This is a genomic window from Stenotrophomonas sp. GD03930 (genome assembly GCF_029839665.1).
GTDB classification, from domain to species: Bacteria; Pseudomonadota; Gammaproteobacteria; order Xanthomonadales; family Xanthomonadaceae; genus Stenotrophomonas; species Stenotrophomonas forensis.
The window spans coordinates 919,590-945,492 of sequence record NZ_JAOCAV010000001.1; the positions used below are offsets into that span (position 1 = coordinate 919,590).

23 protein-coding genes and 1 riboswitch are annotated in these 25,903 nt (G+C 67.9%); of the genes, 9 read left to right on the plus strand and 14 right to left on the minus strand.

The features are described 5' to 3' along the window. Positions 1-3 precede the first annotated feature (3 nt). On the minus strand, positions 4-1,509 hold the full coding sequence (locus N5C18_RS04325; RefSeq protein WP_164240635.1) for a CoA-acylating methylmalonate-semialdehyde dehydrogenase: 1,506 nt from the start codon (positions 1,507-1,509) through the stop codon (positions 4-6). A 115-nt stretch (positions 1,510-1,624) separates the two neighbouring features. Here N5C18_RS04325 and N5C18_RS04330 point away from each other — a divergent pair, with 115 nt between their 5' ends. Together N5C18_RS04330 and N5C18_RS04335 are read left to right on the plus strand one after the other, a co-directional pair. Continuing rightward, a complete protein-coding gene (locus tag N5C18_RS04330) occupies positions 1,625-2,992 on the plus strand; it encodes a short-chain fatty acyl-CoA regulator family protein (RefSeq protein WP_279943912.1) in 1,368 nt (455 codons plus the stop codon). Between the two features lie 437 nt (positions 2,993-3,429). Further along, on the plus strand, positions 3,430-4,383 hold the full coding sequence (locus N5C18_RS04335; protein WP_164240633.1) for a DUF1028 domain-containing protein: 954 nt from the start codon (positions 3,430-3,432) through the stop codon (positions 4,381-4,383). Between the two features lie 73 nt (positions 4,384-4,456). Here the strand turns inward: N5C18_RS04335 and N5C18_RS04340 are convergent, their stop codons facing one another. Beyond that, the gene (locus N5C18_RS04340) at positions 4,457-6,331 is read right to left on the minus strand and encodes a patatin-like phospholipase family protein (protein ID WP_279943914.1); all 1,875 of its coding nucleotides are present in this window, start codon (positions 6,329-6,331) and stop codon (positions 4,457-4,459) included. Between the two features lie 131 nt (positions 6,332-6,462). Further along, positions 6,463-6,656: riboswitch (cobalamin riboswitch) on the plus strand. A gap of 192 nt (positions 6,657-6,848) precedes the next feature. On the opposite strand from N5C18_RS04340, the gene N5C18_RS04345 reads away from it, so the two are divergent. After that, a complete protein-coding gene (locus tag N5C18_RS04345; RefSeq protein ID WP_279943915.1) occupies positions 6,849-7,520 on the plus strand; it encodes an epoxyqueuosine reductase QueH in 672 nt (223 codons plus the stop codon). A gap of 55 nt (positions 7,521-7,575) precedes the next feature. Further along, on the plus strand, positions 7,576-8,202 hold the full coding sequence (pncA, locus tag N5C18_RS04350) for a bifunctional nicotinamidase/pyrazinamidase (protein WP_053512112.1): 627 nt from the start codon (positions 7,576-7,578) through the stop codon (positions 8,200-8,202). A gap of 48 nt (positions 8,203-8,250) precedes the next feature. On the opposite strand, the gene purU is transcribed toward pncA, so the two are convergent. Beyond that, the gene (gene purU / locus N5C18_RS04355) at positions 8,251-9,102 is read right to left on the minus strand and encodes a formyltetrahydrofolate deformylase (RefSeq protein WP_008265630.1); all 852 of its coding nucleotides are present in this window, start codon (positions 9,100-9,102) and stop codon (positions 8,251-8,253) included. A gap of 114 nt (positions 9,103-9,216) precedes the next feature. Between purU and N5C18_RS04360 the strand changes: the two genes are divergently transcribed. Next, entirely contained in the window at positions 9,217-10,128 is a 912-nt protein-coding gene (locus tag N5C18_RS04360) for a LysR family transcriptional regulator (protein WP_053512083.1), read from the plus strand. A 2-nt stretch (positions 10,129-10,130) separates the two neighbouring features. On the opposite strand, the gene N5C18_RS04365 is transcribed toward N5C18_RS04360, so the two are convergent. From N5C18_RS04365 to N5C18_RS04375, 3 genes are all read right to left on the minus strand, one after another. Further along, entirely contained in the window at positions 10,131-11,231 is a 1,101-nt protein-coding gene (locus N5C18_RS04365) for an NADH:flavin oxidoreductase/NADH oxidase (RefSeq protein WP_080374856.1), read from the minus strand. 118 nt (positions 11,232-11,349) lie between these two features. Then, a complete protein-coding gene (locus N5C18_RS04370) occupies positions 11,350-12,156 on the minus strand; it encodes an NAD-dependent protein deacetylase (protein WP_180878693.1) in 807 nt (268 codons plus the stop codon). A 56-nt stretch (positions 12,157-12,212) separates the two neighbouring features. Further along, positions 12,213-12,614, minus strand: coding sequence for an acyl-CoA thioesterase (locus N5C18_RS04375; RefSeq protein WP_049435481.1), 402 nt, complete (start codon positions 12,612-12,614; stop codon positions 12,213-12,215). A gap of 90 nt (positions 12,615-12,704) precedes the next feature. Here N5C18_RS04375 and N5C18_RS04380 point away from each other — a divergent pair, with 90 nt between their 5' ends. Continuing rightward, entirely contained in the window at positions 12,705-13,340 is a 636-nt protein-coding gene (locus N5C18_RS04380; RefSeq protein ID WP_053448509.1) for a LysE family translocator, read from the plus strand. A 175-nt stretch (positions 13,341-13,515) separates the two neighbouring features. Here N5C18_RS04380 and N5C18_RS04385 read toward each other — a convergent pair whose 3' ends face one another. Together N5C18_RS04385 and N5C18_RS04390 are read right to left on the minus strand one after the other, a co-directional pair. Continuing rightward, positions 13,516-14,535, minus strand: a complete 1,020-nt coding sequence (locus N5C18_RS04385) for a ribonucleotide-diphosphate reductase subunit beta (protein ID WP_164240620.1) — start codon at positions 14,533-14,535, stop codon at positions 13,516-13,518. A 118-nt stretch (positions 14,536-14,653) separates the two neighbouring features. Beyond that, positions 14,654-17,056, minus strand: a complete 2,403-nt coding sequence (locus N5C18_RS04390; protein WP_180878694.1) for a ribonucleoside-diphosphate reductase subunit alpha — start codon at positions 17,054-17,056, stop codon at positions 14,654-14,656. Between the two features lie 552 nt (positions 17,057-17,608). On the opposite strand from N5C18_RS04390, the gene N5C18_RS04395 reads away from it, so the two are divergent. Next, positions 17,609-18,415 carry a DUF2884 family protein gene (locus N5C18_RS04395; protein ID WP_274511699.1) on the plus strand — a complete coding sequence of 269 codons (807 nt, stop codon included), beginning with the start codon at positions 17,609-17,611 and terminating at the stop codon, positions 18,413-18,415. 120 nt (positions 18,416-18,535) lie between these two features. On the opposite strand, the gene N5C18_RS04400 is transcribed toward N5C18_RS04395, so the two are convergent. The 3 genes from N5C18_RS04400 to N5C18_RS04410 all read right to left on the minus strand — a co-directional run bounded on the left by N5C18_RS04400 (position 18,536) and on the right by N5C18_RS04410 (position 20,631). Beyond that, positions 18,536-18,796, minus strand: a complete 261-nt coding sequence (locus tag N5C18_RS04400; RefSeq protein ID WP_053511174.1) for a hypothetical protein — start codon at positions 18,794-18,796, stop codon at positions 18,536-18,538. Positions 18,797-18,862: 66 nt separating this feature from the next. Continuing rightward, positions 18,863-19,963 (minus strand): cell division protein ZapE, encoded by a 1,101-nt coding sequence (gene zapE / locus N5C18_RS04405; protein WP_004153673.1) that lies wholly within the window; start codon positions 19,961-19,963, stop codon positions 18,863-18,865. Continuing rightward, positions 19,960-20,631 (minus strand): CocE/NonD family hydrolase, encoded by a 672-nt coding sequence (locus N5C18_RS04410; protein WP_053448505.1) that lies wholly within the window; start codon positions 20,629-20,631, stop codon positions 19,960-19,962. Before N5C18_RS04410 ends, zapE begins: the two co-directional genes overlap by 4 nt. A 43-nt stretch (positions 20,632-20,674) precedes the next feature. On the opposite strand from N5C18_RS04410, the gene N5C18_RS04415 reads away from it, so the two are divergent. After that, positions 20,675-21,532, plus strand: a complete 858-nt coding sequence (locus tag N5C18_RS04415; RefSeq protein ID WP_279943916.1) for an EamA family transporter — start codon at positions 20,675-20,677, stop codon at positions 21,530-21,532. 111 nt (positions 21,533-21,643) lie between these two features. Here N5C18_RS04415 and N5C18_RS04420 read toward each other — a convergent pair whose 3' ends face one another. From N5C18_RS04420 to N5C18_RS04430, 3 genes are all read right to left on the minus strand, one after another. Further along, on the minus strand, positions 21,644-23,089 hold the full coding sequence (locus N5C18_RS04420; protein WP_279943917.1) for an ExeM/NucH family extracellular endonuclease: 1,446 nt from the start codon (positions 23,087-23,089) through the stop codon (positions 21,644-21,646). Between the two features lie 173 nt (positions 23,090-23,262). Continuing rightward, positions 23,263-23,781, minus strand: coding sequence for a c-type cytochrome (locus N5C18_RS04425; RefSeq protein ID WP_005407662.1), 519 nt, complete (start codon positions 23,779-23,781; stop codon positions 23,263-23,265). A 185-nt stretch (positions 23,782-23,966) separates the two neighbouring features. After that, positions 23,967-24,575, minus strand: a complete 609-nt coding sequence (locus N5C18_RS04430) for a TetR/AcrR family transcriptional regulator (RefSeq protein ID WP_008266880.1) — start codon at positions 24,573-24,575, stop codon at positions 23,967-23,969. 160 nt (positions 24,576-24,735) lie between these two features. On the opposite strand from N5C18_RS04430, the gene N5C18_RS04435 reads away from it, so the two are divergent. After that, entirely contained in the window at positions 24,736-25,899 is a 1,164-nt protein-coding gene (locus N5C18_RS04435; RefSeq protein WP_164087813.1) for an isovaleryl-CoA dehydrogenase, read from the plus strand. Positions 25,900-25,903 lie beyond the last annotated feature (4 nt).

Genomic DNA, 25,903 nt, shown 5'->3' on the forward strand with positions numbered 1-25,903 from the left:
CGGTTACTTCAGGCTGATCGTGGTGTTGACGCCATGGCTCAGCGTTTCGTCATCGAACCAGCGCGCGGTGACCGTCTTGGTCTGGGTGTAGAACAGCACCACCTGCTTGCCGTACGGGCCCAGGTCGCCCAGCTTGGAAGCACGCGAACCGGTGAACGAGAACAGCGGCACCGGCACCGGGATCGGCACGTTGATGCCGACCTGGCCGACGTCGATGTCTTCCTGGAATTTGCGCGCGGCCGCGCCGGACTGGGTGAACAGGGCGGTGCCGTTGCCGTTCGGGTTGCTGTTGACCATCGCGATGGCCTCGTCCAGCGTCTCCGCTTCGAGGATGACCAGCACCGGCCCGAAGATTTCTTCCTGGTAGATGCGCATGTCGGTGGTGACACCGGCAAAGATGGTCGGGCCGACGAAGTTGCCCTTCTCGAAGCCATCCACCTGCGGCTTGCGGCCATCGAGCACCAGCTTGGCGCCCTGCTCCACGCCCGAGGCGATCAGGCCTTCCACGCGCTCGCGGGCGCTGCAGGAAATGACCGGGCCGACATCGGTGCCGGACACGGTGCCGCCGCTGACCTTCAGGGTCTTGGCCTTGGTCACCAGGTCCTGCACCCAGCCGCGGGCCTCACCGACCAGCACCAGGGTGGAGGCGGCCATGCAACGCTGGCCGGCGGCACCGAAGGCGGCGCCGACCATCGCATTGAGGGTCTGTTCCTTGTTGGCGTCCGGCAGCACCACGGCGTGGTTCTTGGCGCCCATCATGCACTGCACGCGCTTGCCGGCCAGCGAGGCGCGGTTGTACACGTGGGTACCGACGCGGGTGGAACCGACGAACGACACGGCCTTGATGTCCGGGTGGTCGCAGATCGCGTTGACCACTTCCTCGCCGCCGTGGACGACGTTCAGCACGCCCTTCGGAATGCCCGCTTCCAGCGCAAGCTCGACCAGGCGCATGGTAACCATTGGGTCCTGCTCGGACGGCTTGAGGATGAAGGTGTTACCGGTGGCGATCGCCATCGGGAACATCCACAGCGGGATCATCGCCGGGAAGTTGAACGGGGTGATGCCGGCGCACACGCCCAGCGGCTGCATGATCGTGTAGGTGTCCACGCCATTGGCCACGTTGTTGGCCAGCTCGCCCAGCTGCAGGTTGCCGATGGCGGCCGCGTGCTCGACCACTTCCAGGCCGCGGAACACATCGCCTTCGGCGTCGGGCAGGGTCTTGCCCTGTTCGGCGGTGAGGATGTGGGCCAGCTCGCTCATGTTCTCGCGGATCAGCTGCTGGTACTTCAGGAAGATGCGCGCGCGGGTGCCGATCGGGGTCTTGCGCCAGGTCTTGAAGGCTTCCTTGGCGGCGGCGACGGCGGCGTTCACTTCGCCGGTGGTGGCGAACGGCACCTGGGCCAGCACGTCCTGGGTGGCCGGATTGATCACGTCCTGCCAGTGGGAGGTGGCCGATTCAACGAACTGGCCATCGATCAGCATGCGGATACGGGGCGCTGCAACAGTCATGACGACAATCCCACGGGGTGCGAAAGATGCTTGGCATTATTCACAGCACCCACCTCGATTTCCGGGCTGAATCCGCTTAATCTGGCCAACACGCCAGACGATTCATGTTAATTCTGTGAATTATTCAGCCCCTCAGCGACAACTTGGCCTGCGTCTGCTGCGCCTGCGCGAACAGCACGGCTACAGCCAGGTAGACCTGGCACGGGCATTGGGGCTGTCGGCCAGCTACCTGAACCAGATCGAGCGCAACAAGCGCCCGCTGACCCCGGCCGTGCAGAAGAAGCTGGGCGAGGTACTGGGCGACGTTTCCGCGCTGTTCGACGACGATGAGCCCGCCGCGCTGCAGGAAGCGCTGGGCGAAACCCTGCGCGACCTGGGCCTGGCCGAGGTGAGCGCGACCGAGCTGCGGGCCCTGGCCGGCAACCTGCCGCAGGTCAGCCGCGCGCTGCTGGACCTGCACCGCCGCCACCTGGCCCTGCGCGAGCATGCCGCCGCGCTGGAGTTCCAGCTGGGCGAGCCCGAGGCCGGCAGCACCCTGCCCGCCGGCGACCAGGTGCGCGAGTTCTTCAACCGCATGCACAACCACATCCCCGAGCTGGACGAACTGGCCGAGCGGCTGTTCGCCGAGTGGGGGCTGTCACCCGGGCACGTGGCGCCGCGCCTGCGCCAGCTGCTGGCCGATCGCCACGGCGTGCTGGTGGAAGTGGCCGCGTTGCAGGCCGGGCGCGAGAAGCGCCAGTTCGATGCCGTGGCGCGCCGGTTGTGGCTGCCGGATTACCTGGAGCCGGGGCAGCAGGCGTTCCAGATGGCCGCCGAGCTGGCACTGCACGGTTACCTGCCGCAGATCGATGCGGTGATCGCGCGCGCGGGCTTCCACGACGAAGCGCGCATCGCGCAGGCACGGATCGGGCTTTCCAACTATTTCGCCGGTGCGCTGGTGATGCCGTACATGCGCTTCCTGCGTGCGGCCGAGGCCAGCAGCTACGACATCGAACTGCTGGCGCATCAGTTCGGCGTCGGCTTCGAGGCGGTGTGCCATCGCTTGAGCACGCTGGCGCGGCGCAGTGCGCCCGGCTTGCCGTTCTTCTTCATCCGGGTGGACCGTGCGGGCAATGTGTCCAAGCGGCATTCGGCCACTGATTTCCACTTCTCGCAGGTGGGTGGCTCGTGCCCGCTGTGGATCGTCTACGAGGCGTTCAACCAGCCAGGGCGCATCCTCACCCAGACCGCACGCATGCCCGATGGCCGCCGACATTTCTGGCTGGCACGGCAGGTCAGCAGCGGGCCGGTGGGCCATGGCCAACCGCGCAAGACGTTCGCGGTGGCGCTGGGCTGCGACCTGCAGCATGCCGAGCGGCTGGTGTATTCGCTGGGGCTGGATGTGCAGAGCCCGGGCAACTCGGTGTCGATCGGCCCGGGGTGCCGGGTGTGCCCGCGCGAGGACTGCATGCAGCGCGCGTTCGCGCAGTTGCCGGGAAGGTAGGGGGGGTCGGCAGGGCTGCGCCCTGCACCTGCCGAGGCCGAGGCCGAAGCAACGGCAACGGCAACGGCAACGGCAACGGCAAAAGCTTGCATTCCGTGGGATGGCGGGGTGGGTCCGGTGGCGGGGGACGCCGTAAACCCCCCTCCGGGGTCCGGCCCAAGGGTGAGGGCGCTTTGCTTGCGAAGCACTGCTTCGCAAGCGCCCGAACGCACAGCCGCCAGCGGCTGGGCCGGACCCCGGAGGGGGGTTTACGGCGTCCCCCGCCACCGGACCCACCCCGCCTTCGACAGTTCTCTGCGATCTGTCTGGATGGCATGACCTGCTCCTGGTGGGTGTCGACCTTGGTCGACACGGTAGATCCACGCATGGCGTGGATCTACTAAACCATTCGTGCGTAGGCTGCATCCCAATCGGGATGCCCATCCCTGGAGATGACCATGCCCCTGTTGCGTTCCTGTGTGGCTCTGCTGCTCGCTGCCTTTGCTGCGCCGGCATGGGCGACCTTTTCCATCGTGGCCTGCAACGAGGCCGGTGACTGCGGCGTGGCGGTGGCTACGCACAATCTGGCAGTCGGTGGCGTGGGCGTGCCGTGGGCGCAGGCCAGGGTGGGGGCCGTTGCCAGCCAGTTCGAGACCAATCCAACCTACGGCTCAAAGGGCCTGACGCTGCTGGGCAAGGGCCGCACGCCTGCGCAGGTGCTCAAGCAGCTGCTGAATGAAGACGGCGATTTCGATGGCACCACGCTTGCCGAGCGCCAGGTGGGACTGGTCAGCGCGCGCGGCGGCAATGCGCAGTACACCGGCGCCACCGCGCAGCAGGCAGCGTGGGCTGGCGCGCAGGGTGAGGGCATGCTGAGTGTTCAGGGCAACGGCCTGGCCGGGCCCGAGGTGCTGGCGGCCATGCAACGCAGCTTCGAAGAATCACGCGGTGCACTGGCGGCGCGCCTGCTGGCGGCGCTGGAAGCCGGCCAGGCCGCCGGTGGCCAGCGCAGCGGGCAGTGGTCGGCGGCGCTGCTGGTACGCACGCCCGGCGGTGACTGGCAGGACACCGATCTGCGCGTGGATGCCGATCCGCGCGCCGTGGCAAGGCTCCGCGAGCTGTACGACATGCGCCTGTCCAACGACGCGATCATCCGTGCCGAGCAACGCTGGGAAAAGGGCGATGTGGCCGCTGCGCGTGCAGCACTGGCCACCGCGTTGTCACTGGCGCACGGCTGGGACCGCACCTGGGCGCGTGCCGCACGGCTGGCCATGCGCCAGGGCGACACCGCGCTCGCCCGCGAATACCTGGCTGGCCTGCGTACGCTCAATCCTGGATGGGTGAAACAGGAACTGGCGCTGCCGTTGTATGCGCCGTTGCAGGGTGATGCGGTGGTGGAGGCGTGGCGTTGAGGCACCGCAGGGGCCAGATCGTGCCGACCAAGGTCGGCACCCACCAGAACCGTTCAATCGGCTGCGGCGGAGATCAATAGATCGGCGTCACCTTCATCTGTGGCAGCGGGCGCGGTGCGCCGTCGGTAAGGTCGGGGCCGAGGTCGTCCCAGCTGCGGCCCTGTTCCACCATCAAGCCCCACAGCTGCTGCGAAGCCTGCCGCTTGTCTTCCGAGCCCAGCTTGTACGACGGCGGTGCCGGCTGGCCACTGGCGACCATCGAATAGGCCGCGCGGTAGGCCAGCACCTGCTGCGCCGGGTCATCGGTGCGCGCCACTTCCAGCGTGTAGCGCTGGTAGGCCGAGGCCAGGTTGCGCCAGCGGATCCAGTAGTGGTTGTCGAACGAGAACGAACAGAAGCGTGCACCGGCCAGGCTGCCCTTGTCGGCGATGCGGGTGAGCACCTCCTGCGGCATGTCCAGGTTCATGCCACCCTCGTCGCCCTGCAGGCTGACGTGCACGATGCGATCGCGGTAGCCCGGTGCGCGCGCCTGCAGCAGGTCGCGCCAGTTCTGCATGGTTGCCACCACCGCGAACAGGAAGCGGCCCAGTTCGGCCGCCGCCAGCGGCGTGGCGATCGACTGGTAGGTGCGCTGCCAGCCGTGGCGATTCTCGGTGGGCAGGAACACCGCATGCTCCAGCGCCTGGCGGCCGCTGCTGCAATGGCTCACATCCTCGGCATGCTGCGGATAGACCAGGTTGATGGCGAAGGTCGGCCAGCGTGGCAACGCCGCATCGAACAGGTGGATCGGGAAGTTGCTGCTGATGCCGCCATCGGAGAACCAGCAGATGCGGAAAGCGGTGATGACCGGACCGCAGGTCTGCCCGGCGCTGGTGAGCCCTTCCATGCTGTCGGCCACGTTGTGCTCCGCATCGGCCGCCGGTGCGGTCGGTTCGCAGCGGCGTTCGCGGCGCGAGGGCTCATGCAGCGGTACCGCGCTGATCAGCAGCGGGAAACTCAGGCTCATCCGCGTGGCCACCAGCACCGGCAGCTGCGGGCCCTGCGGCAGGTGGTAGTACTGGCGCCCCTCCACCTCCAACGGCGGGCCGGCCTGCTGTACCAGCCACTGCACCACGCTGGCCGGGAACAGCTGCTCGAACTCCTCGCGCAGGAACCAGAACTGCGCGCCGCCCAGCGGCAGCGTGCGTGGCTCGTTGTGCGACACGCAGGTGGTGATCATCTGCAGGCTGATCGCATGCGGGCTGGCCGGCTCGCCGGCATAGCGCGGCGCGTCGTGCAGGTCGGCGAAGGTCAACGGAGCATCCAGCGGCTTGCCGGCCAGCTGCTGCAGGCACGCGTGCAGCCATTCGGTGAGGGCGGGCTTGCGCGCATCGCGGCCGAGCCCACTGCACAGGCCCAGCAGGTTGCGCCGCGCCACCCGCGCCACCCGCAGCGCGGCACCGGCCACGCCGGCCCCGTAGGCACACAGCAGCGACGGCAGCAGGGTGGCCGCCACCCCGCTCCAGCCGCCGCCCCACCAGCCCAGGCCGAGCAGCAGCGCCAGCGACACCAGCACCTCCAGCGGCGCGATCTCGAATACGGCCACCGCCAGGCACAGCAGCTTGTGCGGCAGGCGGGCGCTGCCGGTCAGCACCACCAGCAGCCGGTAGGCCGCGCGTGCCCCGCGTGCTGGCTGGAACAGGCTGTAGATGAAGCCGCGCCGCGACAGCTGGGCCGACACTGCCGACAGCCCGCCATAACCGGCGTCGCCGGGCAGGTGTTCGCCGGCCTGCTGGCGGCGGTCGCCACACGCCGCCGCGGCCGCCACCGCGGCGGCGATGGCGCCGGCCGAGGTGCCGCCAATGCTCTTGAACCGATACTCCCGGGCCAGCGCCAGTACCGCATTGGGGTACACGATGCCGCTGGTGATGCCGCCCTTCATGACCAGATCGCAGTACTTGTCCGCCACGAACCACCTCCCGTCTGCCGGTGTCCAGTATGGCAAGAGGCGCTCTCACAGCCTGAGAAGTGGGCCACAGCACTGCACGGTCCTGGGCCCTTGACCATCGCGGCCAACGGGTCCACCGTGCACACGCCGAAGGTACCCCTGCCGTGGCCTGTATGGCGGCAGGGGTTTAAACGGGAATCCGGTGAAGGCGCCTGGCGCGCCCATTCCGGAGCTGCCCCGCAGCGGTGAATGGAAACGAATCCTGCCAACAGCACTGGGCTCGCGCCTGGGAAGCGGCGGGTAGTAGGTGGGCTGCGGCCCGTGTCCATCAGCCCGAATACCGGCCCCGGCCGGGGGACACGACCGTCCCCTGACTCGACCTGGACTCTCCGCGGGGAGGGTGCCGGGGCCGTCGTTGTCCTGCGCGTGCAGGCGGCGCGGCCGCGCGCGTCCTTTCCCCGGTAGCTGCCCAGATCTGCTTCCCACGCGCTGATGCATGGGCCACCGCCGTTGCCGGCGGTCCATGCGGTACCTGACGATGACCGAGCTCCAACGCCCCACCCTGACCCTGCCGGCCGACGGCAAGCGCCTGCTGCTGCACTCGTGCTGCGCGCCCTGCTCCGGCGAAGTGATGGAGGCGATCACCGCCTCCGGGATCGACTACGCGATCTTCTTCTACAACCCCAACATCCATCCGGTGAAGGAATACGAGCTGCGCAAGCAGGAGAACATCCGCTTCGCCGAGCAGCACGACATCCCCTTCATCGACTGCGACTACGACACCGACAACTGGTTCAGCCGCGCGCGCGGCATGGAGAACGAGCCCGAGCGCGGCATCCGCTGCACGATGTGCTTCGACATGCGTTTCGAGCGCACCGCGCTGTACGCGCATGAACATGGCTACGACACCATCAGTTCGTCGCTGGGCATCTCGCGCTGGAAGAACATGGCGCAGATCAACGACTGCGGCATCCGCGCCGCCTCGCGCTATGAAGGCCTGCAGTACTGGGACTACAACTGGCGCAAGGGCGGCGGTGCCAGCCGCATGATCAAGATCAGTAAGCGCGAGCAGTTCTACCAGCAGGAATACTGCGGCTGCGTGTACTCGCTGCGCGATGCCAACCGCCACCGCCGCGAGAACGGCCGCGAGCGGATCAGGATCGGCCTGCTGTACTACGGGCAGGACGCTGAGACGCCGCAGGGCGATTGACGTGTGGGCATGGGGCGGCCACGCTGGTCGCCCCTTCCGTTGTGCCGGACCTGCCATGACCGCCCTGCCCGCCGATGTCGCCCTGCTGGTGATCGACCTGCAGCCGGACTTCATGCCGGGTGGCGCGCTGGCCTGCGACCAGGGCGATGCGCTGGTGGCACCGATTGCCGCGCTGCTGGCGCAGCGCCACTACCGTACGGTGGTGGCCACCCAGGACTGGCATCCGGCCGACCACGCCTCGTTCGCCAGCCAGCACCCCGGCAAGCGTCCGTTCGAGACCATCCTGCTGCATGCACAGCCGCAGACCCTGTGGCCTGACCACTGCGTGCAGGGCAGCGCCGGCGCCGCCCTGCACCCGGGCGTGGACTGGACGGTGGCCGACCTGATCCTGCGCAAGGGCACCCGCCAACAGGTGGATTCGTACAGCGCCTTCCGCGAGAACCATGGCCCTGACGGCGAGCGCCCGCCGACCGGCCTGGCCGGCTGGCTGCACGAGCGCCGCATCCGCGAAGTGCACGTGTGCGGCCTGGCCCGCGACTACTGCGTGCTGTGGAGCGCGCAGGATGCGGTGAAGTCCGGCTTCAAGGTGAAGTTCCTGTGGGAGTTGACCAAGCCGGTGACCGAGGCCAACGACGCGATGGTGCGCGAGGCGCTGGGCAAGGCCGGGATCGCGGTCGCCTGACCCACAATGGTAGTGCCGGGCCATGCCCGGTGGACGCGGGATGGTTGGTTACCGGAACACGACCGTGCGATGCCCGTTGAGCAGGATGCGGTGCTCGACATGCCGGCGCACGGCACGCGCCAACACCAGCGATTCGGTGTCACTGCCCAGCCGCACCAGCTCACGCGGTGCCATGGCATGGTCCACGCGCGCGACGTCCTGTTCGATGATCGGGCCTTCGTCCAGATCCTCGGTGACGTAGTGCGCGGTGGCGCCGATGATCTTGACCCCGCGCGCGTGCGCCTGGTGATACGGCTGCGCACCCTTGAAGCTGGGCAGGAAGCTGTGGTGGATGTTGATCGCGCGGCCGGCCAGGGCGCGGCACAGCGTGGGCGAGAGAATCTGCATGTAGCGCGCCAGCACCACCAGGTCGATGCGTTCGCGCTCGACCAGATCGATGATCTGCTGTTCCTGCACTGCACGCGTGTCCGCGTTCACCGGCAGGTGGTGGAACGGCACCTGGTAGGACGCGGCCAGCGGCGCGAAGTCGGCGTGGTTGGACGCCACCGCGGCGATGTCCACTTTCAACTGCCCGCTGTGGGCGCGGAACAGCAGATCGTTGAGGCAATGGCCCTGCTTGCTGACCAGCACCAGCAGGCGCGCGCGGCGACGGCCATCATGCAGCTGCCAGTCCATGCCGTAATCGGCGGCCAGCGCGGCCATCGCGGCATGCACCGTGTCCAGCGGCAGGCTGGCGTCGCGGTCGAAGTGCACGCGCAGGAAGAAGCGGCCGCTTTCCTCATCGCCGAACTGCTGGGCATCGAGGATGTTGCAGCCGTGGTCGAACAGCAGGCCGGACACGCGGTAGACGATGCCGGTACGGTCGGGGCAGGACAGGGTGAGGATGGAATCGGGGCGCATCGCCCGAGTGTAGGGCAGCGCCCGGCCGCGCGGATCGATGGTCACCGTTGCAACCGAACGGATTTGTTCAGTCCCAAGCGATACTTGGGCTTCCACATGGCAAGCTGGTCGGTCATGAACCTGTTGCAACTGATCCGCAGCTTCACCCGCACCGCAGAGACCGGCAGCATTGCCGCTGCGGCCCGCACGCTTGGCATCAGCGCCACCGCCGTCGGCCAGAACATCAACCGGCTGGAGGCGCACCTGGGCGTACGGCTGCTGAACCGGAGCACGCGCCAGCTGGCACTCAGCGAGGCCGGTGCGCTGTACCTGGCGCAGGTACGCCACATCGAAGCCGACCTGGCGCGCGCGCAGGCGATGGTCACTGCCGGTGACATCGAACCGGCTGGGCCCCTGCGCATCGCCAGCAGCAGCGCCTTCGGCCGCCACGTGCTTGCGCCGTTGCTGCCCTCGCTGCAGCAACGCTACCCGCAGCTGCAGCTGGAGCTGCGCCTGAGTGATCGCGCCGTGCAGCATGGGCCGGAAGCGGTGGATGCCAGCATCCGCATCGGTGCGCAGCTGGAAGATGGCGTGGTCGCGCGTCAGCTGGCACGCATTCCGTTCGTGTTCTGCGCCGCGCCGGCCTACCTGAAAGCGCACGGCACGCCGCAGCAACCCTCGGAACTGGGCAGTCATCGCGGCCTGCTGCACCGCTTCCCCACCGACGGCCGGCCGCTGCGCTGGTGCCTGCTGAAAGACGGCCAGCGCGTGGACGCGGCGTTGCCGCCGAGCATGGTCTGCGATGACATCGATGCGCTGGCCGAGCTGGCTGCCGCGGGTGCAGGCATCACCCGGCTGGCGGCGTTCGTGGCTGAGCCATACCTGCGCGACGGCCGCCTGCAGGCAGTGTTCGGCGCCGACACCGCGTGGCGGCCGGAACCGATGGAGGTCTATTTCTGCGTCAGCGACCGCCGCGACTTCACCGCCAAGATCCGCGCGCTGTTCGAGCACCTGCAGGCCGGCATGGCGCCGGCCTGGCAGGTGTGAACTCAGCGTGCCTTGAATACGCCGCGCGCATCACGCGGCTCGCAGCGCAGGTACTGCGGCGCCGGTTCCACGCTGTCGCGCAGCGCGGCGGCGGCATGCCACGGCCAACGCGGGTCGTAGAGAATGCCGCGTGCCAGCGCCACCGCATCGGCGTGGCGATGACGCAGGATCGATTCGGCCTGCTCCGGTTCGGTGATCATGCCTACCGCGATGACCGGCATGCGCACCTTGGCCTTGATCGCCGCTGCGAACGGCACCTGGTAACCCGGGCCGACGGTGATCTTCTGGCGTTCGTCGAGGCCGCCGCTGGAGACGTGCAGGAAGTTGCAGCCACGCGCGTCCATCACCTGCGCCAGCGCCTCGCTCTGCACCAGGTCCCAGCCGCCGTCGACCCAGTCGCTGGCGGAGATGCGCACGCCTACGGCGACCTTGTCGGAGACCGCCGCACGCACCGCGTCGAATACTTCCACCAGCAGCCGCAGGCGGTTCGGCAGCGAGCCGCCGTAGCCATCGGTGCGGCGGTTGCTCAGCGGCGACAGGAACTGGTGCAGCAGGTAGCCGTGTGCGGCGTGCAGTTCGATCAGCTCGAAACCGAGGCGCTCGGCGCGCACCGCGCTGGCAGCAAAGGCGGCGATGACCTCGGCGATGCCGGCCTCGTCCAGTTCCTGCGGCGCCGGATCGGCGGCATGGAACGGCAGCGGCGACGGCGCCACCGTGGCCCAGCCACGCGCATCGTCGGCCGGCAGCTGGCCACCGCCGTCCCACGGTCGCCTCACCGAGGCCTTGCGGCCGGCATGGCCCAGCTGGATGCCCAGCGGCATCGGCGACCAGCGGCGGACGCTGGTCAGCACCTGCGCCAGCGCCGCCTCGGTGCCGTCATCCCACAGGCCCAGGTCGGCCCAGCTGATGCGACCGCGCGGCTCGACCGCGGTGGCTTCCAGGATCAGCAGGCCGGCGCCGGACTGCGCCAGGTTGCCCAGGTGCATGGCGTGCCAGTCGCTGGCGCGGCCATCTTCGGCGGAGTACTGGCACATCGGCGCGATCACGATGCGGTTGGACAGGGTCAGGGGGCCGAACGAGATCGGCGAAAACAGCTGGGTCACGGGGGTGCGGGGGACAGGCGGATGGGGGGGACGTATTGCACCGCCGCACGGCCTGCGAATCAACCGTCTGGATGGATCGCTGTTTCGCGGTGGGCGCGCAGCCGAGCGTGGGCTCGGCTCAGGGCGAAGCCCACGCGGCCAGCGCCTCGGCGCAGTCGCGCCCGTCCTTGAACTGCAGCAGGTCGTCGGCGCGGGTGCGGCCACGGTTCAGCGCCGCCACCGGCAACCCCGCCCTGGCCGCAGCCTGCACGAAGCGGAAGCCGGAATAGACCATCAGCGACGAGCCGACCACCAGCACCGCATCGGCCTGCTGCAGGTGCTCGTGCACGGCGGCCACGCGCTCGCGCGGCACGTTTTCGCCGAAGAACACCACGTCCGGCTTCAGCAGGCCGCCACAGTGCGGGCAGTCCGGCACCACGAAGGCGGAGAAATCCGTTTCCAGGTCGGCGTCGCCATCGGGCGCGATGCCGGCCTCCAGCGCGTCCCAGCCCGGATTGGCATCCAGCAGGCGCTGCTGGAAAGCCTCGCGCCCGCTGCGGCGCTCGCAGCCCATGCAGCGCACCAGATCCAGCCGGCCGTGCAGGTCGATCACATTCTGGCTGCCGGCGCGCTGGTGCAGGCCATCCACGTTCTGGGTCAGCAGCACCTGCAGCTTGCCGCGGCTTTCCAGCGCGGCCAGTGCCTGGTGGGTGCCATTGGGCCGGGCCAGGCCGAAGCGCGGCCAGCCCAGCAGGCTGCGTGCCCAGTAGCGCTGGCGGGTGGCTGCCTCGCCCATGAAGGCCTGGTAGGTCACCGGCGGCGTGCGTTTCCACTGGCCGTCGCTATCGCGGTAATCGGGAATGCCCGAGGCGGTGCTGCAACCGGCGCCGGTCAGCACGAACAGGCGCTGGGCGCGGTCGATGAAGTCGGTCAGCGGCAGGGTCATGGCTGCCAGATGGGGGTGCGCATGCGCCCCCGCAAGCGCCGATTCAGCCGGCGGGCTCAGGCCACCGGCAGCGGCGGCACCGCGATCGGGTGGCCTTCCTCGTCCAGCGCGATCATCACGAAGTGGCCGCGCGTGCACAGCTTGCGCTCGCCGCTGTGCAGGTCTTCGGCCACCAGTTCGACCTCGACCTTCATCGAGCTGCGGCCGACTTCGACGATGCGGCCGATGGTCTCCACCATCTGGCCGATGCGGATCGGCAGCTTGAAGTCGACCTGGTCGCTGCGCGCGGTCACCACGGTGCGGCGCGAGTAGCGGGCGGCGGCCAGGAAGGCGGCCTTGTCCATCCACGCCAGCGCCTGGCCACCGAACAGGGTGCCCAGATGGTTGGTGTGGTTGGGGAAGACGATTTCGGCCATGCGCACTTCGGTGGGCGGCACGGTCTCGGGGATCGGGGTCATGGCGGTGCTTCGCTGTGGGGTGCCGCGATTTTAAGCCAGGCCCCGTGCAGGCGGCGCTACACTGCGCCACGCCCCCTGCCAGGACCGCCCATGCCTGCGACCTCCGATCTGCTGGCCTTCGCCCTCATCTCGCTGGGCATGGTGCTCACGCCCGGGCCGAACATGATCTACCTGGTCTCGCGATCGATCTGCCAGGGTCGACGCGCCGGCCTGATCTCGCTGGGCGGGGTGGCGCTGGGCTTCGTGTTCTACATGCTGTGCGCAGCGCTGGGCATCACCGCCCTGCTGATGACCGTGCCGCTGGCCTATGACGCGCTGCGCATCGGGGGCGCGCTCTACCTGCTGTACCTGGCCTGGCAGGCGCTCAAGCCTGGCGGCCGCTCGCCGTTCGCGGTGCGCGACCTGCCGCCGGACGGTCCACGAAGGCTGTTCGCGATGGGCTTTCTGACCAACCTGTTGAACCCGAAGATCGCGGTGATGTACCTGTCCCTGCTGCCGCAGTTCCTGCACCCGGAAGGCCACGGCAGCGTGCTGGTGCAGTCGCTGGTGCTGGGCTTCACCCAGATTGCGGTCAGCGTGAGCGTCAACGCGGTGATCGCGGTGATGGCCGGCAGCATCGCCGGCTTCCTGGCCGCGCGCCCGACCTGGCAGGCGGTGCAGCGCTGGCTGATGGGCACGGTGCTGGCGGGGCTGGCGGTGCGTATGGCGGTGGAGGGGCGGCGCTGAATGTAGAGTCGAGCTTGCTCGACTGATCCTCGCGAACAGCAGTCGAGCATGGCTCGACTCTACAAGAGCACGGCAGTCGAGCAAGCTCGACTCCACGAAGAGCGGCGAGCGTGGCAACCACAAAAAACCCCGGCGTTGGCCGGGGTTTCCGTTACGACAGGCCTGACCGGTTCGATCAGAAGTTCATGTCGAAGGCGACTTCACCCTGCACGCCGACCTGGTAGGCCGAGACGCGGCGTTCGAAGAAGTTGGTCAGCTCCTGCACGTCCTGCAGTTCCATGAACGGCAGCGGGTTGCGCACGTTGTACTTCTTTTCCATGCCCAGCTTGGCGAAGTGCTGGTCGGCGCAGTGCTGCAGGTACTGGCGCATGTCGCGGGTCGAAATGCCGGCCACGCCGCCGGACAGCACGTCCTCGGCGAACTGCACTTCGCACTCGATGGCTTCGGCCAGCATGTCATAGACCTGCTGCTTCATTTCATCGTCGAACAGGTCCGGCTCCTCCTCGCGCACCACGCGCACCGACTCGAACGCGAATTCCATGTGCGCGCTCTCGTCGCGGAACACCCAGTTGGTGCCCGACGCCAGGCCCGGCAGCAGGCCGCGCGAACGGAAGTAGTACACGTAGGCGAAGGCGGCGAAGAAGAACAGGCCTTCGATGCACGCAGCGAAGCAGATCTGGTTGAGCAGGAACTGGCGGCGCTCGGCGCGGGTCTCGATGCGCGTCAGGTCCTGGATCGAATCGATCCACTTGAAGCAGAAATCGGCCTTCTTCTTGATCGAGTCGATGTTCTCCACCGCGGCGAAGGCTTTGACGCGCTCTTCCGGGTCCGGCAGGTAGTTGTCGAGCAGGGTCAGGTAGAACTGCACGTGCAGCGCTTCTTCATACAGCTGGCGCGACAGGTACATGCGCGCTTCCGGCGCATTGAGGTGCTGGTACAGGTTCAGCACCAGGTTGTTGGACACGATCGAATCGCCGGTGGCGAAGAACGCGACCAGGCGGTGGATCAGGTGGCGCTCACCCGGCGACATCTTGCTGTGCAGGTCGGTGATGTCGATCTGGAAGTTGATCTCTTCCACCGTCCAGGTGTTCTTGATCGCGTTCCGGTACATGTCATAGAACTGCGGGTAGCGCATCGGGCGCAGGGTCAGTTCAAAACCGGGATCGAGCAGCATCTGCTTGGGCTTGTCGGCCATGGGTGTTTCCTTGAATTCCTGGGTGAGCCGCCGGGCATGGCCCGGCGCTACCGTGGGTGATGATCATTGGCCGGGGTTGCCGGCCAGCGGCCGGCACTACCGCGCGGCGGTGCCGCTCTTACTGGCAGGCCTCGCAGGCTTCCGGGTTTTCCAGCGAGCAGGCGATGGCTTCGTCCGGGCTGAACACCTTGGCCGGGGCCGCGCTGCTCACCGTGGTCTTGGCGATCTTGGTGGCCGGGCGCGAACGCAGGTAGTAGGTGGTCTTGATGCCCTGCTTCCAGGCGTACATGTACATGGAGGACATCGCGCCGATGTTCGGGCTTTCCATGAACAGGTTGAGCGAGGCCGACTGGTCGATGAAGGCGCCACGCTCGGCGGCCATGTCGATCAGCGAACGCATCGGCAGTTCCCACGCGGTGCGGTAGACCTCGCGCAGCGTCTCCGGAATCTGCGCCACGCCGGCGATGGAGCCTTCGGCCAGCTTGATCGCATCGCGCATGTCGGCGGTCCACAGGCCCAGCTTCTTCAGCTCGTTCACCAGGTAGCGGTTGACCTGCAGGAAGTCACCGGACAGGGTTTCGCGCTTGAACAGGTTGGACACCTGCGGCTCGACGCACTCGTAGCAGCCGGCGATCGAGGCGATGGTCGCGGTCGGTGCGATCGCGATCATCAGCGAGTTGCGCAGGCCGTGTTCCTTGATGCGCTCACGCAGGGCATCCCAGCGCGCGGTGTCTTCCGGCACCACGTTCCAGGCGTCGAACTGCAGTTCGCCGCTGGCGGCACGGGTGTCGTTGAACGACGGGTGCTTGCCACGTTCCTGGGCCAGCTCGCAGGAGGTTTCCAGCGCGTGGAAGTAGATCGCTTCGGCGATCTTCTTCGACAGGGCGCGGGCTTCGGCGCTGTCGAACGGCAGGCGCTTGCGGAAGAACACGTCCTGCAGGCCCATGCAGCCCAGGCCGACCGGACGCCAGCGCAGGTTGGCGCGGCGGGCGGTTTCGATCGGGTAGAAGTTCAGGTCGATGACGCGGTCGAGCTGGCGCACGGCCAGGCGCACGGTCTCGGCCAGCTTCTCGAAGTCGAACTCGTTGTGCTCGTCGAAGTGGTTGCCCAGGTTGATCGAACCCAGGTTGCACACGGCGGTCTCATCGTTGGAAGTGACTTCCAGGATTTCGGTGCACAGGTTGGACAGGTGGATCACGTTGCCCGGACGCAGGGTCTGGTTGCTGGCGCGGTTGCACTTGTCCTTGAAGGTCATCCAGCCGTTACCGGTCTCGGCCAGCGTACGCATCATGCGGGCGTAGAGCTTGCGCGCGGAGATGGTGCGGTTGGCCTTGCCCTGCGCTTCGGCCTGCAGGTAGGCCTGCTCGAAGGCTTCGCCGAACAGGTCGGTGAACTCCGGCACCACGCGCGGATCGAACAGCGACCATTCCTGGTCGGCCTCGACGCGCTTCATGAACAGGTCCGGCACCCAGTTGGCCAGGTTCAGGTTGTGCGCACGGCGGGCTTCGTCACCGGTGTTGTCACGCAGCTCGAGGAAGTCCTCGACGTCGGCGTGCCAGGTTTCCAGGTAGACGCAGGCCGCACCCTTGCGCTTGCCGCCCTGGTTCACCGCGGCCACCGACGAATCCATGGTCTTCAGCCACGGCACGATGCCGTTGGAGTGGCCGTTGGTCGACTTGATCAGCGAACCACGCGAACGCACGCGGGTGTAGCTGACGCCGATGCCGCCGGAGAACTTCGACAGCTGGGCGATGTCGCCGTACTTGGAATAGATCGACTCCAGCGAGTCCTGCGGCGAGTCCAGCAGGAAGCACGAGGACAGCTGCTCGTGGGTGGTGCCGGAGTTGAACAGGGTCGGGCTGGACGGCAGGTAGTCCAGGTTGCCCATGCGCTTGTACAGCGCCAGGGTCTCGGACACGTCCTCGCTCAGCGCGCTGGCGATGCGCAGGAAGAACTGCTGCGGGGTCTCGATCACCTTGCGGGTGTGCGGGTGGCGCAGCAGGTAGCGGTCGTACAGGGTGCGCAGGCCGAAGTAATCAAAGTTCAGGTCCAGCGCACCATCGATGGCATCGTTGAGCTTGCGCGCGTTGGTCTGCACGAAGTTCAGCAGGCGGTCGTTGATCAGGCCGACTTCATGGCCACGGCTGACCGACTGCGAGAAGGCGTAGATTTCCTGGCCCGAGACTTCCTTGGCGATGTAGTTGGCCAGCAGGCGCGCGGCCAGGCGGCCGTACTCGGGCTCTTCACCGATCAGCAGGGCGGCGGTGCGGATGGACAGTTCGTCCAGCTCGCGGGTGGTGGCGCCGTTGTACAGGCCGGAAATGGTGCGGGTGGCCACGCGCATCGGATCGACGGCGTGCAGGCCTTCGGAGGAACGCTGCACCGCGCGCACGATCTTGTTCAGATCCACCAGTTCGGTGGTCCCGTTGCGCTTGGTCACACTCATCGCGTTGGCCGTCGGCGGCGACGTCAACAGGAATTCGCTTTCCTTCTCGATGGTGGCGCTGGATTCGGTGCTCACGGCGTGTGTCCTCTTGGCGTGATTGGGGGTGCTCGATGCATCGGGTGACGCGGCCCGGGACATGACAGCCCAGGATGGCAGGACGGCGTCGCAGGGGATGAGACCCTGCGCCTGCCACTGCCGTTGACGATCGCGGATGGGTGCTGCTGCCACCCCCTGGAATTGGGGTTGCTGCGACCGACGGCCACAAGATAGTGGGGGTAATGGGGGCCGTCAACGCCAAATGTAGTGAAATTCGGCAATCCCTTGCGCCGCAAGGATCGTGCCATCAGCGCCTCATCGGGACGCTTCAGACCTGCCGGATCGGGCTGCGCAGTCAAGCCCGAAACGCGTCATCGCGGTGGTACAACGCCGCGCGGAAACGGAACAATGACAGCTTCACATGACAGTGATGAAACTGGCTAGGGACAACCCTGTGGATAGCTGGTGGGCAGCCGGTGGGAAAGCCGGTATGGCCGGTTGGATGACCATCGGGCAGTGACTTCCGGCCGGTGACAGTGCCGTGCGGGCGCGGGATGCTGGGGCCCTGCACTGACCGGAAAGGATTCCACCATGCGCCTGCCCCTGCCCGCCCTGGCCCTGCTGGCCTGCCTGGCCAGCGCCCCGGTGCTGGCCGGCGACGCCCCGAAGCTGCGCTCGGACCAGTGCGGCATGCGCACCGACTACGACGTGCTGGTGGACAGCGGCGGCATCTGGCTGCGGCATGGCCCGCAGGCGCCGCACGAGGTGGTGTTCCACGATGGCGTGCTGAGCCTGGACGACACGATCGTGCCGGTCAGCGAGGCCGACGCCGCCCGCCTGCGGCAGATGGAGGCCGGGGCGCGGCAGCTGATGCCGGCGGCCACCGCGCTGGCCCATGAAGTGAGTGGGCTGAGCTTCGACGTGCTCGACGGGGTCTATGAGAGCCTCACCGGCACCGCCAACAGCCGCAAGGTCCGGCGCCTGCGCCGGCAGGCCGATGACTGGATCGGCGGCACGCTGGGCAAGGGTTACTGGGAACAGGCAGTGTTCGGGCCGGGCTTCGAGGCCAAGGTGCAGGACATGGCCGAGTCGCTGTCCGCGTCCATCGCCCGCAGCGTGCTGTGGCAGGTGTTCACCGGTCGCAGCGATGCGATGGAGGAACGCGCCGACCGCCTGGACGCGCAGATGGAACAGCAGCTGGAAGGCCGCGCCGAGCGCATCGAGGCCCGCGCGCAGGCGCTGTGCCCGCTGGTGGCCGCCGTGGCCGAGGCCCACGACGCGCTGGAGGTCCGCTACCAAGGGCAGCCGCTGCGGCTGATCCAGCGCAGTGAGGGCGTGCAGGTGGCGGCCAGCGTGCGCGAGCAGCCGCAGGATGATGCGGTGGTGCCAAGCAGATAGCTGCGCTGTGGATGCCGGCCAGCGGCCGGCACTACCGGGGGCGCTGCGGGGTAGTGCCGGCCGCTGGCCGGCAGACAGCCCGGATACCCGAACAATCCTGAGCCTGTAGAGACGAGTAGATTACTTCTCGATCAGCCCCAGCGCTTCGCCCAGGCTTTCCACAAAGCCTGCCTGCTCATCTGAATAGTCCACTGCGATGCTTCTGAACTGCGAGCACAACGATGATCGGGACTCCAAGTCCATCATCTGCAGTGTCGAAGCCAGTTGTTCGAGCCGCTGGATTGCAGCATCGGGATCCACTACATCATCCGCCGAAAACTCGAGAAATATGGCGAGGTCAACGAGGGCTCGCGCAACGTGCTTGTCGATTTCCTGGCTCATGAATCACCTCTACCGGAATATTTGAAGCAGCCGAGCATGGGCTCGGCTCTACAACCAGCGGCCCCTTCACGCCCGGTGCGGGGTGCCCAGGTACTCGGCGCTCTGCATTTCAATCAAACGCGAGGCGGTGCGCTCGAACGCGCCCTGCAGGCGCTGGCCGGTGTACAGCTCGATCGGCGAGGTGCTGGCGGTGCAGACCAGGTTGACGTGGCGGTCGTACAGCTCGTCGATCAGGTTGACGAAGCGCCGCGCCGCATCTTCGTTCAGGCGATCGAAGGCGGGAATGCCGCCCAGCAGCACGGTGTTGAACTCGTGCGCGATCTCGATGTAGTCCGACGGACCACGCGGGCCTTCGCAGAGGGCGGCGAAATCGAACCAGGCGATGCTCTTGCCGCGGCCGCGCACCGGGATCTTGCGGCCCTCGATCTCGATGTTGCCGGGCTTGGCCGGCTGCCCGCCGCTCAGTTCGTTCCAGCGCGTGGCCAGCCAGTCATCGCTGTCGGCCGCCAGCGGCGCGCGGTACACCGGCGAACGGGTCAGCGCGCGCATCCGGTAATCCTCGGTGCCTTCGGCGTACAGCTCCACGCAGAAGCGCTGCAGCAGGCCGATGGCCGGCAGGAAGCTCTCGCGCTGCAGGCCGTTGAGGTACAGGTTCTCCACCGCCGTGTTGGAGGTGGTGACCAGGGTCACGCCCTCGGCGAACAGGCGTTCCAGCAACCGCGCCAGCAGCATGGCATCGCCGATGTCGGTGACGAAGAACTCGTCCAGCACCAGCACGCGCAGGTTGCTGCGCCATTCCTGGGCGATCTTCGCCAGCGGATCGCTCTGCCCCTGGTGCTCGCGCAGGCGCTCGTGCACGCTGCGCATGAAACGGTGGAAGTGGGTACGGTACTTCTGCTTGATCGGCAGCCCGTCGTAGAACAGGTCGACCAGGAAGGTCTTGCCGCGGCCGACGCCACCCCAGAAGTACAGGCCCTTGACCGGCTCGGGCTTTTTCCAGAACGAGGACAGGCGGTCCAGCCAGCCGTCTTCGGCGCTGTCGACCAGGCCCAGGTGGATGCGGTCCAGCTCGGCCAGCGCGGCGTGCTGGGCCGGGTCGTTCTGCCAGTCACCACGGGCGACCCCTTCGGCGTACCGCTGCGACGGGGTCAGCTCGGTTGCGCTCATGCCGCCGCGCCCAACCAGTGCTTGACGCCGTGGGTCAGCGCGCCGCGCAGGTCGATCAGCTTGCGGTGGAAGAAATGGCTGGTCTCGGGCATGCGCACCAGTTCGTGCGGGAGATCCAGCGACGCCAGCCACTGGTAGACCGCCTGCGGGTCGACGATCTCGTCCTGTTCGCCCTGGATCACCAGCCAGCGCGCCGGCGGTGCGATGCCACCGAAGTCCCAGCGACCGGCCGGCGGCGCGATCGAGATCAGCGCTTCGGGCTGCAGCTCGGCGGTCGCCTTCAGCGACACGAACGCGCCGAAGCTGAAACCAGCCAACCACAGGCGGTCATCAGGGCGCTGGCTGCGCACCCAGGCGGCGACCGCCTTCAGGTCGTCCTGCTCGCCCACGCCGTGGTCGAACTCGCCAGCCGACGCGCCGACGCTGCGGAAGTTGAAGCGCACCGTGGTAATGCCCAGCTCGCGCAGGGTGTTGGCGGTCATGGTGACCACCTTGTTGTGCAGCGTGCCGCCCTCGGTGGACAGCGGATGGCAGACGATGGCGACGATCGGCTGCACCGGCACGTCGGCCTTGGGCAGGTCGACGACCACTTCCAGCGGGCCGGCCGGGCCGTCCAGTTCGAGGCAGGCGGTTTCGCCGGGGGCGACGGGGAACGAGGGCTTGTGCATGGCAACATGATACCGTCCCTCGCCCCTGCCCTGTGCCCGCCCCATGCTCTACCTGTCCCTGGCCGTGATCTGCAGTGTGCTGGTTTCGGTGTTGTTGAAGGTGGCCGGACGCCGCCAGCTGGATGTCGCGCAGATGGTCACCTGGAACTACCTGGTGGCGGCAACGCTCACCGCCGTGGTGCTGCAGCCGCCGCTGGATGCACTGCGCGCGCCGCATGCGCCGTGGCTCTCGCTGCTGGCGCTGGCGGTGGTGCTGCCGTCGATCTTCCTGGTGCTGGGCCGCGCGGTGGCGGTGGCCGGCATCGTCCGCAGCGATGTGGCGCAGCGCTTGTCGCTGCTGCTGTCATTGGCCGCCGCGTTCCTGTTCTTCGGCCAGACCGCCACGCCGTGGAAGCTGGCCGGTCTCGGCCTGGGCCTGCTGGCGATGGTGGCGATCAGCCTGCGTCCACGCGGCCCGGCGGTGGCGTCTTCGCCCGGTAGCTGGGGCTGGCTGCTGGGCGTATGGGCCGGGTTCGCGGTGGTGGACGTGCTGCTCAAGCAGGTTGCGTTGTCGGGTACGCCGTCGATGGCGGCAGTGCTGGCCAGCTTCAGCGTGGCTTTCGTGCTGATGCTGGCGCTGCAGCTGTGGCGGCATGCCAGTGGCCGCAGCCGGCTGGCCTGGCGCAACCTCGGTGCGGGCGCGCTGCTGGGGCTGCTCAACGGCGGCAACATCCTGTTCTACGTGCATGCGCACCAGGCGATGCCGCAGAGCCCGGCCACCGTGTTCGCCGGCATGAACATCGGCGTGGTGGTGCTGGGTGCGCTGGTGGGCGTGTTCGCCTTCGGCGAGGCCACCACGAAGTGGAACCGCGCCGGGCTGGCGCTGGCGGTGCTGGCGATCGGGTTGATTGCCTGGGGCTGAGCGCGGGCGGCCTTGCCTTCGGTAGAGTCGAGCCATGCTCGACTGTCCTTGGAGAAGCAGTCGAGCATGGCTCGACTCTACAGAAAGCCGCCGGGCGTACCCCGGCGAACCTTATTTGTCGAAGCCCAGCAGCAGCGGGTCGTGGTCGGAGCTGCGCCACGGGCCCTGCACGTTGCGGCCCTGGTAGCCGCTGGCGTCCTGCTCGTCGGCGTTGCTGTGCCATTCCGCGGCGCCACGCAGGCGCTTGGCCATGCCCGGGTTCAGCAGCGCGTGGTCGAGGCGGCCGGTGTAGCCGTTGTAGACGTAGCTGTAGGGGTGCTCGACCCTGGCGACCTTGAACGCGTCCTGCCAGCCCAGGTCATGCAGGGTGCGGATCGGGTCTTCCATGGCGTAGGCATTGAAATCGCCGAGCAGCACCGCGTCCCTGGCACCGGTACCGGTCGGGTCGGTCTGCAGCCAGGCGTGCAGCTGCTGCGCCGAAGTCACGCGGGTAGCATTCCAGCACCCCTGGTTGTCGTTGTGGTCGGCGTCGGCGCCGGCGGCATCGCGGCAGCCCTTCGACTTGAAGTGGTTGGCGACCACCACGAACGGCGCGCCGTGCTTGCCCTGGAACGCCTGCGCCAGCGGCACGCGGCTGTGTTCGACGAACGGGCCGCCGGTCAGCGTGGCCGGCTTTCCGACCGGCTGCAGGCGCGTGCCGCGGTAGATGATGCCGACCCGGATCGGGTTGTCGCCGGGGCCGTTGCCGGCATCCACGAAACGCCAGTCGCCTTGCGCGCCGCGGTCGCGGTTGAGCGCATCGACCAGTTCGGCGATGGCCGACTGCGGGCCGTAACCGTCGTTCTCCAGCTCCATCAACGCGGCAACATCGGCACCGAGCGCGTTGACCGTGGTCACCAGCTTGGCCACCTGCGCCTTGTGCTCGTCCAGCGTGCGCGCACCGCGCAGGGTCGGGAAGCCGCCGCCCTTGCCGTCACCGTTGAAGAAGTTCTCCAGGTTGAAGGCGGCCACGTGCAGGCTGCCCGGCACCGTCGGCACCGCCGGGCGCTTCAGTTCCGGCAGCTTCAGCACGCCTTCGACCTGCAGGCTGGGTCGACCCTGCGCATCCACCCGCACGATGCCTTCGACGTTGCGCAGCTGCATGCCGGTACGCAGCACCGGGTTGCCGGGCAGGTAGGCCACAGCGGCCGGGTCACGGGCGTCGCTGCCATCGTCCAACAGCAGGCGGCGACGCTGGTTGTCGGCCATCACCTGCTCGTAGCCGGCGGTACCCGGCGCGGCCACTTCGGTCGGCTGCCAGAGGCGGCCATCGAAGGCCACGGTGAGCTGGCCGAAGCGCTCCACGCCGTCGGTGCCGGCCAGGGTCAACGGCGCGGCGATGCGCACGCGCTGTCCCTCCAGCGCACGCCAGTCGGCCGGGGCCGCAGTCAGCACCACGGTGGCGCTGCTGCGCGCGGCAGGCGTCGCCGGGGCCGGTGCAGCCTGCGGCAGGGCCTGGGCGAAGGCGCTGGCCGGCAGCAGCAGGGTCAGTGCAAGGGCAAGGGAGCGGCGGCGCATCGACGGGCGATTCCAGGGAAGAGGGCGCACAGACTAACCCTGAAATGCGAAACCCCGCTTGCAGGCGGGGTTTCGACCTCGGTGGGCAAAGCCTGGGTAGTGCCGGCCGCTGGCCGGCAACCCCATGACCTTCGTGCGATGCGCGGTTGCCGGCCAGCGGCCGGCACTACCGGTTACTTCAGGTTACCCAGCATCCAGTCCACGGTGGCGTGGATCTGTTCCTCGGTCAGCGCCGGGTTGCCGCCCTTGGGCGGCATGATGCCGCCGTCCGGGCCGGTGTAGCCCTCGATGGCGTGCTTGTAGAGGGTGTCCTTGCCCTGCGCGATGCGCTTGTCCCAGTGCGAGTGGTCCAGCGTCGGTGCCATGCCCACGCCGGTGGTGTGGCAGGCGGTGCAGAGGTTGTCGAAGATGACCTTGCCGTCCTTGGTGCCGCCGTAGGCGACCTGCGAGGCGGCCTTGGCCAGCGCGGCAGCCTTGGCCGCTGCCTGCGCGGCGGCGCCGGTGCTGCCGGCATAGACCGCGCCGGTGGGCGAAATGCGCTGCTCGGTGCGCTTGGCCGCAGTCGGCGACACCTCCGGCGGGATCCGGGTGTGGATATAGGCAGCAAGGAGGATGAGGCCGAGGGTGATGGTCGCCAGCAGCGCGATCACCATGGAGAAGCGTTTCAGGAACTCCAGATCGTAATTCCGCACTCTTCGTTACCCCTGGCTGATAGTCGTTGGACCACGGCTGAGCGACTGCGTGATGGACCGAGTATAGAACGCGCTTCGCGTGCGACAACAGGCTTCAGAGCTGGTGCGGCGCAACATGCGTGGCCGGCATCGCCATCTCACCGGAGACATCGTGCGGAAGCCGGCCAGCGGCCGGCTCTACCGGATTACCGGGCGCCGATCGCGCGCAGGCAGAAGCTGCAGATCGCATCCACCAGTGCATCCTCGTCGCGGTGCGCTTCGCGGCTGGGTGCGGTCGGGCCGACCATCGCCTCGGTGAAGGCGCCGACCAGGCAGGCGGCGGCCACGTGCGCGTCCTGCACCGGCAGCTCACCGGCTGCCACGCCCTCTTCCACCAGGCGCAGGAACACGTCACCAAAGGCGCGGCGGCCGCGCATGCGCTCGGCTTCCACGTCCGGGTCGACCGGCTCGACGATGAAGGCATGGGCCAGCCCCGGCCCGGCCAGGGCGCGGCGGACGAAGGCGGTGATCGCCAGGCGCAGGCGCTCGCTGGCTACCTCCGGGCCGCTGGCAATGCGCTCCATGATCGCCACCTCGTGGGCCACGGCGGCGTTGAGCACCTCCACGAACAGGTCGGCCTTGGACGGGAAGTGCCGGTAGATCAACCCGGTGGACACCCCCGCCTGGGTCGCCACGGCGGTTACCGGGGCGTTGCGCCAGCCGCCTGCGGCGACCAGCTCGCGGGTGGCCAGCAGGATCCGTTCACGGGCCCCGGCCAGGCGTTCTTCCATCAGTGCAGAGCGTTTGTAGGCCATGTTTTGATTCTAGTTTCAATTTTTGAATTTGTGTTCACTTCTTTCCCGAACCCCGTTACGCTGGGGTCCATCGCCCGTGCGGGTGACGGCCCTGCCGGCCGTCGCCCGCTCCCCCGCCGGGTGCGTCCATTCCCTGCAGTCCCGCCGTGGAGCCACCGCAATGCACGTGCCATCCCTGAACTTCGATCTTGGCGAAGATATCGACCTGCTGCGCCAGAGCGTGGCCCATTTTGCCGCCGCCGAGGTCGCGCCGCTGGCCGCCGAGGCCGATGCAACCAACCAGTTCCCGTTGGCACTATGGCCGAAGCTGGGCGAACAGGGCCTGCTGGGCCTGACCGTGGAAGAAGAATACGGCGGCACCGGCATGGGCTACCTGGCCCACGTGGTGGCGATGGAAGAAATCTCGCGCGCCTCTGGCGGCATCGGCCTGTCCTACGGCGCGCACTCCAACCTGTGCGTGAACCAGCTGCGCAAGAACGGCAGCGAAGAACAGAAGCAGCGCTTCCTGCCCGGCCTGTGCAACGGCAGCCTGGTCGGCGCGCTGGCGATGAGCGAGCCGGGTGCCGGTTCGGACGTGGTGTCGATGAAGCTGCGCGCCGACAAGCGTGGCGACCGCTACGTGCTCAACGGCAACAAGATGTGGATCACCAACGGCCCGGACGCCGACGTGCTGGTGGTCTATGCCAAGACCGACATCGAGGCCGGTGCCAAGGGCATCACCGCGTTCCTGGTCGAGAAGGGCATGAAGGGCTTCTCCACCGCGCAGAAGCTGGACAAGCTGGGCATGCGCTCCTCGCCCACCTGCGAGCTGGTGTTCCAGGACTGCGAGATTCCCGAAGAGAACGTGCTGGGCCAGGTCGGTGGCGGCGTGCGCGTGCTGATGTCCGGCCTGGACTACGAGCGCGTGGTCCTTTCCGGTGGCCCGCTGGGCCTGATGGCCGCGGCCATGGACGTGGTGATGCCGTACGTGCACGAGCGCCACCAGTTCGGCGAGCCGATCGGCAGCTTCCAGCTGATCCAGGCCAAGATCGCCGACATGTACGTGGGCCTGGGCGCCTGCCGCGCCTATGTCTATGCCGTGGCGCGCGCCTGCGACCAGGGCCGTACCACCCGCCAGGACGCGGCCGGTGCCATCCTGTACGCCGCCGAGAAGGCTACCTGGCTGACCGGCCAGGCGATCCAGATCCTGGGCGGCAACGGCTACATCAACGAGTACCCGACCGGCCGCTTGTGGCGCGACGCCAAGCTGTATGAAATCGGCGCCGGCACCTCGGAGATCCGCCGCATGCTGATCGGCCGCGAACTGTTCCAGCGCACCCTGTAAGGCC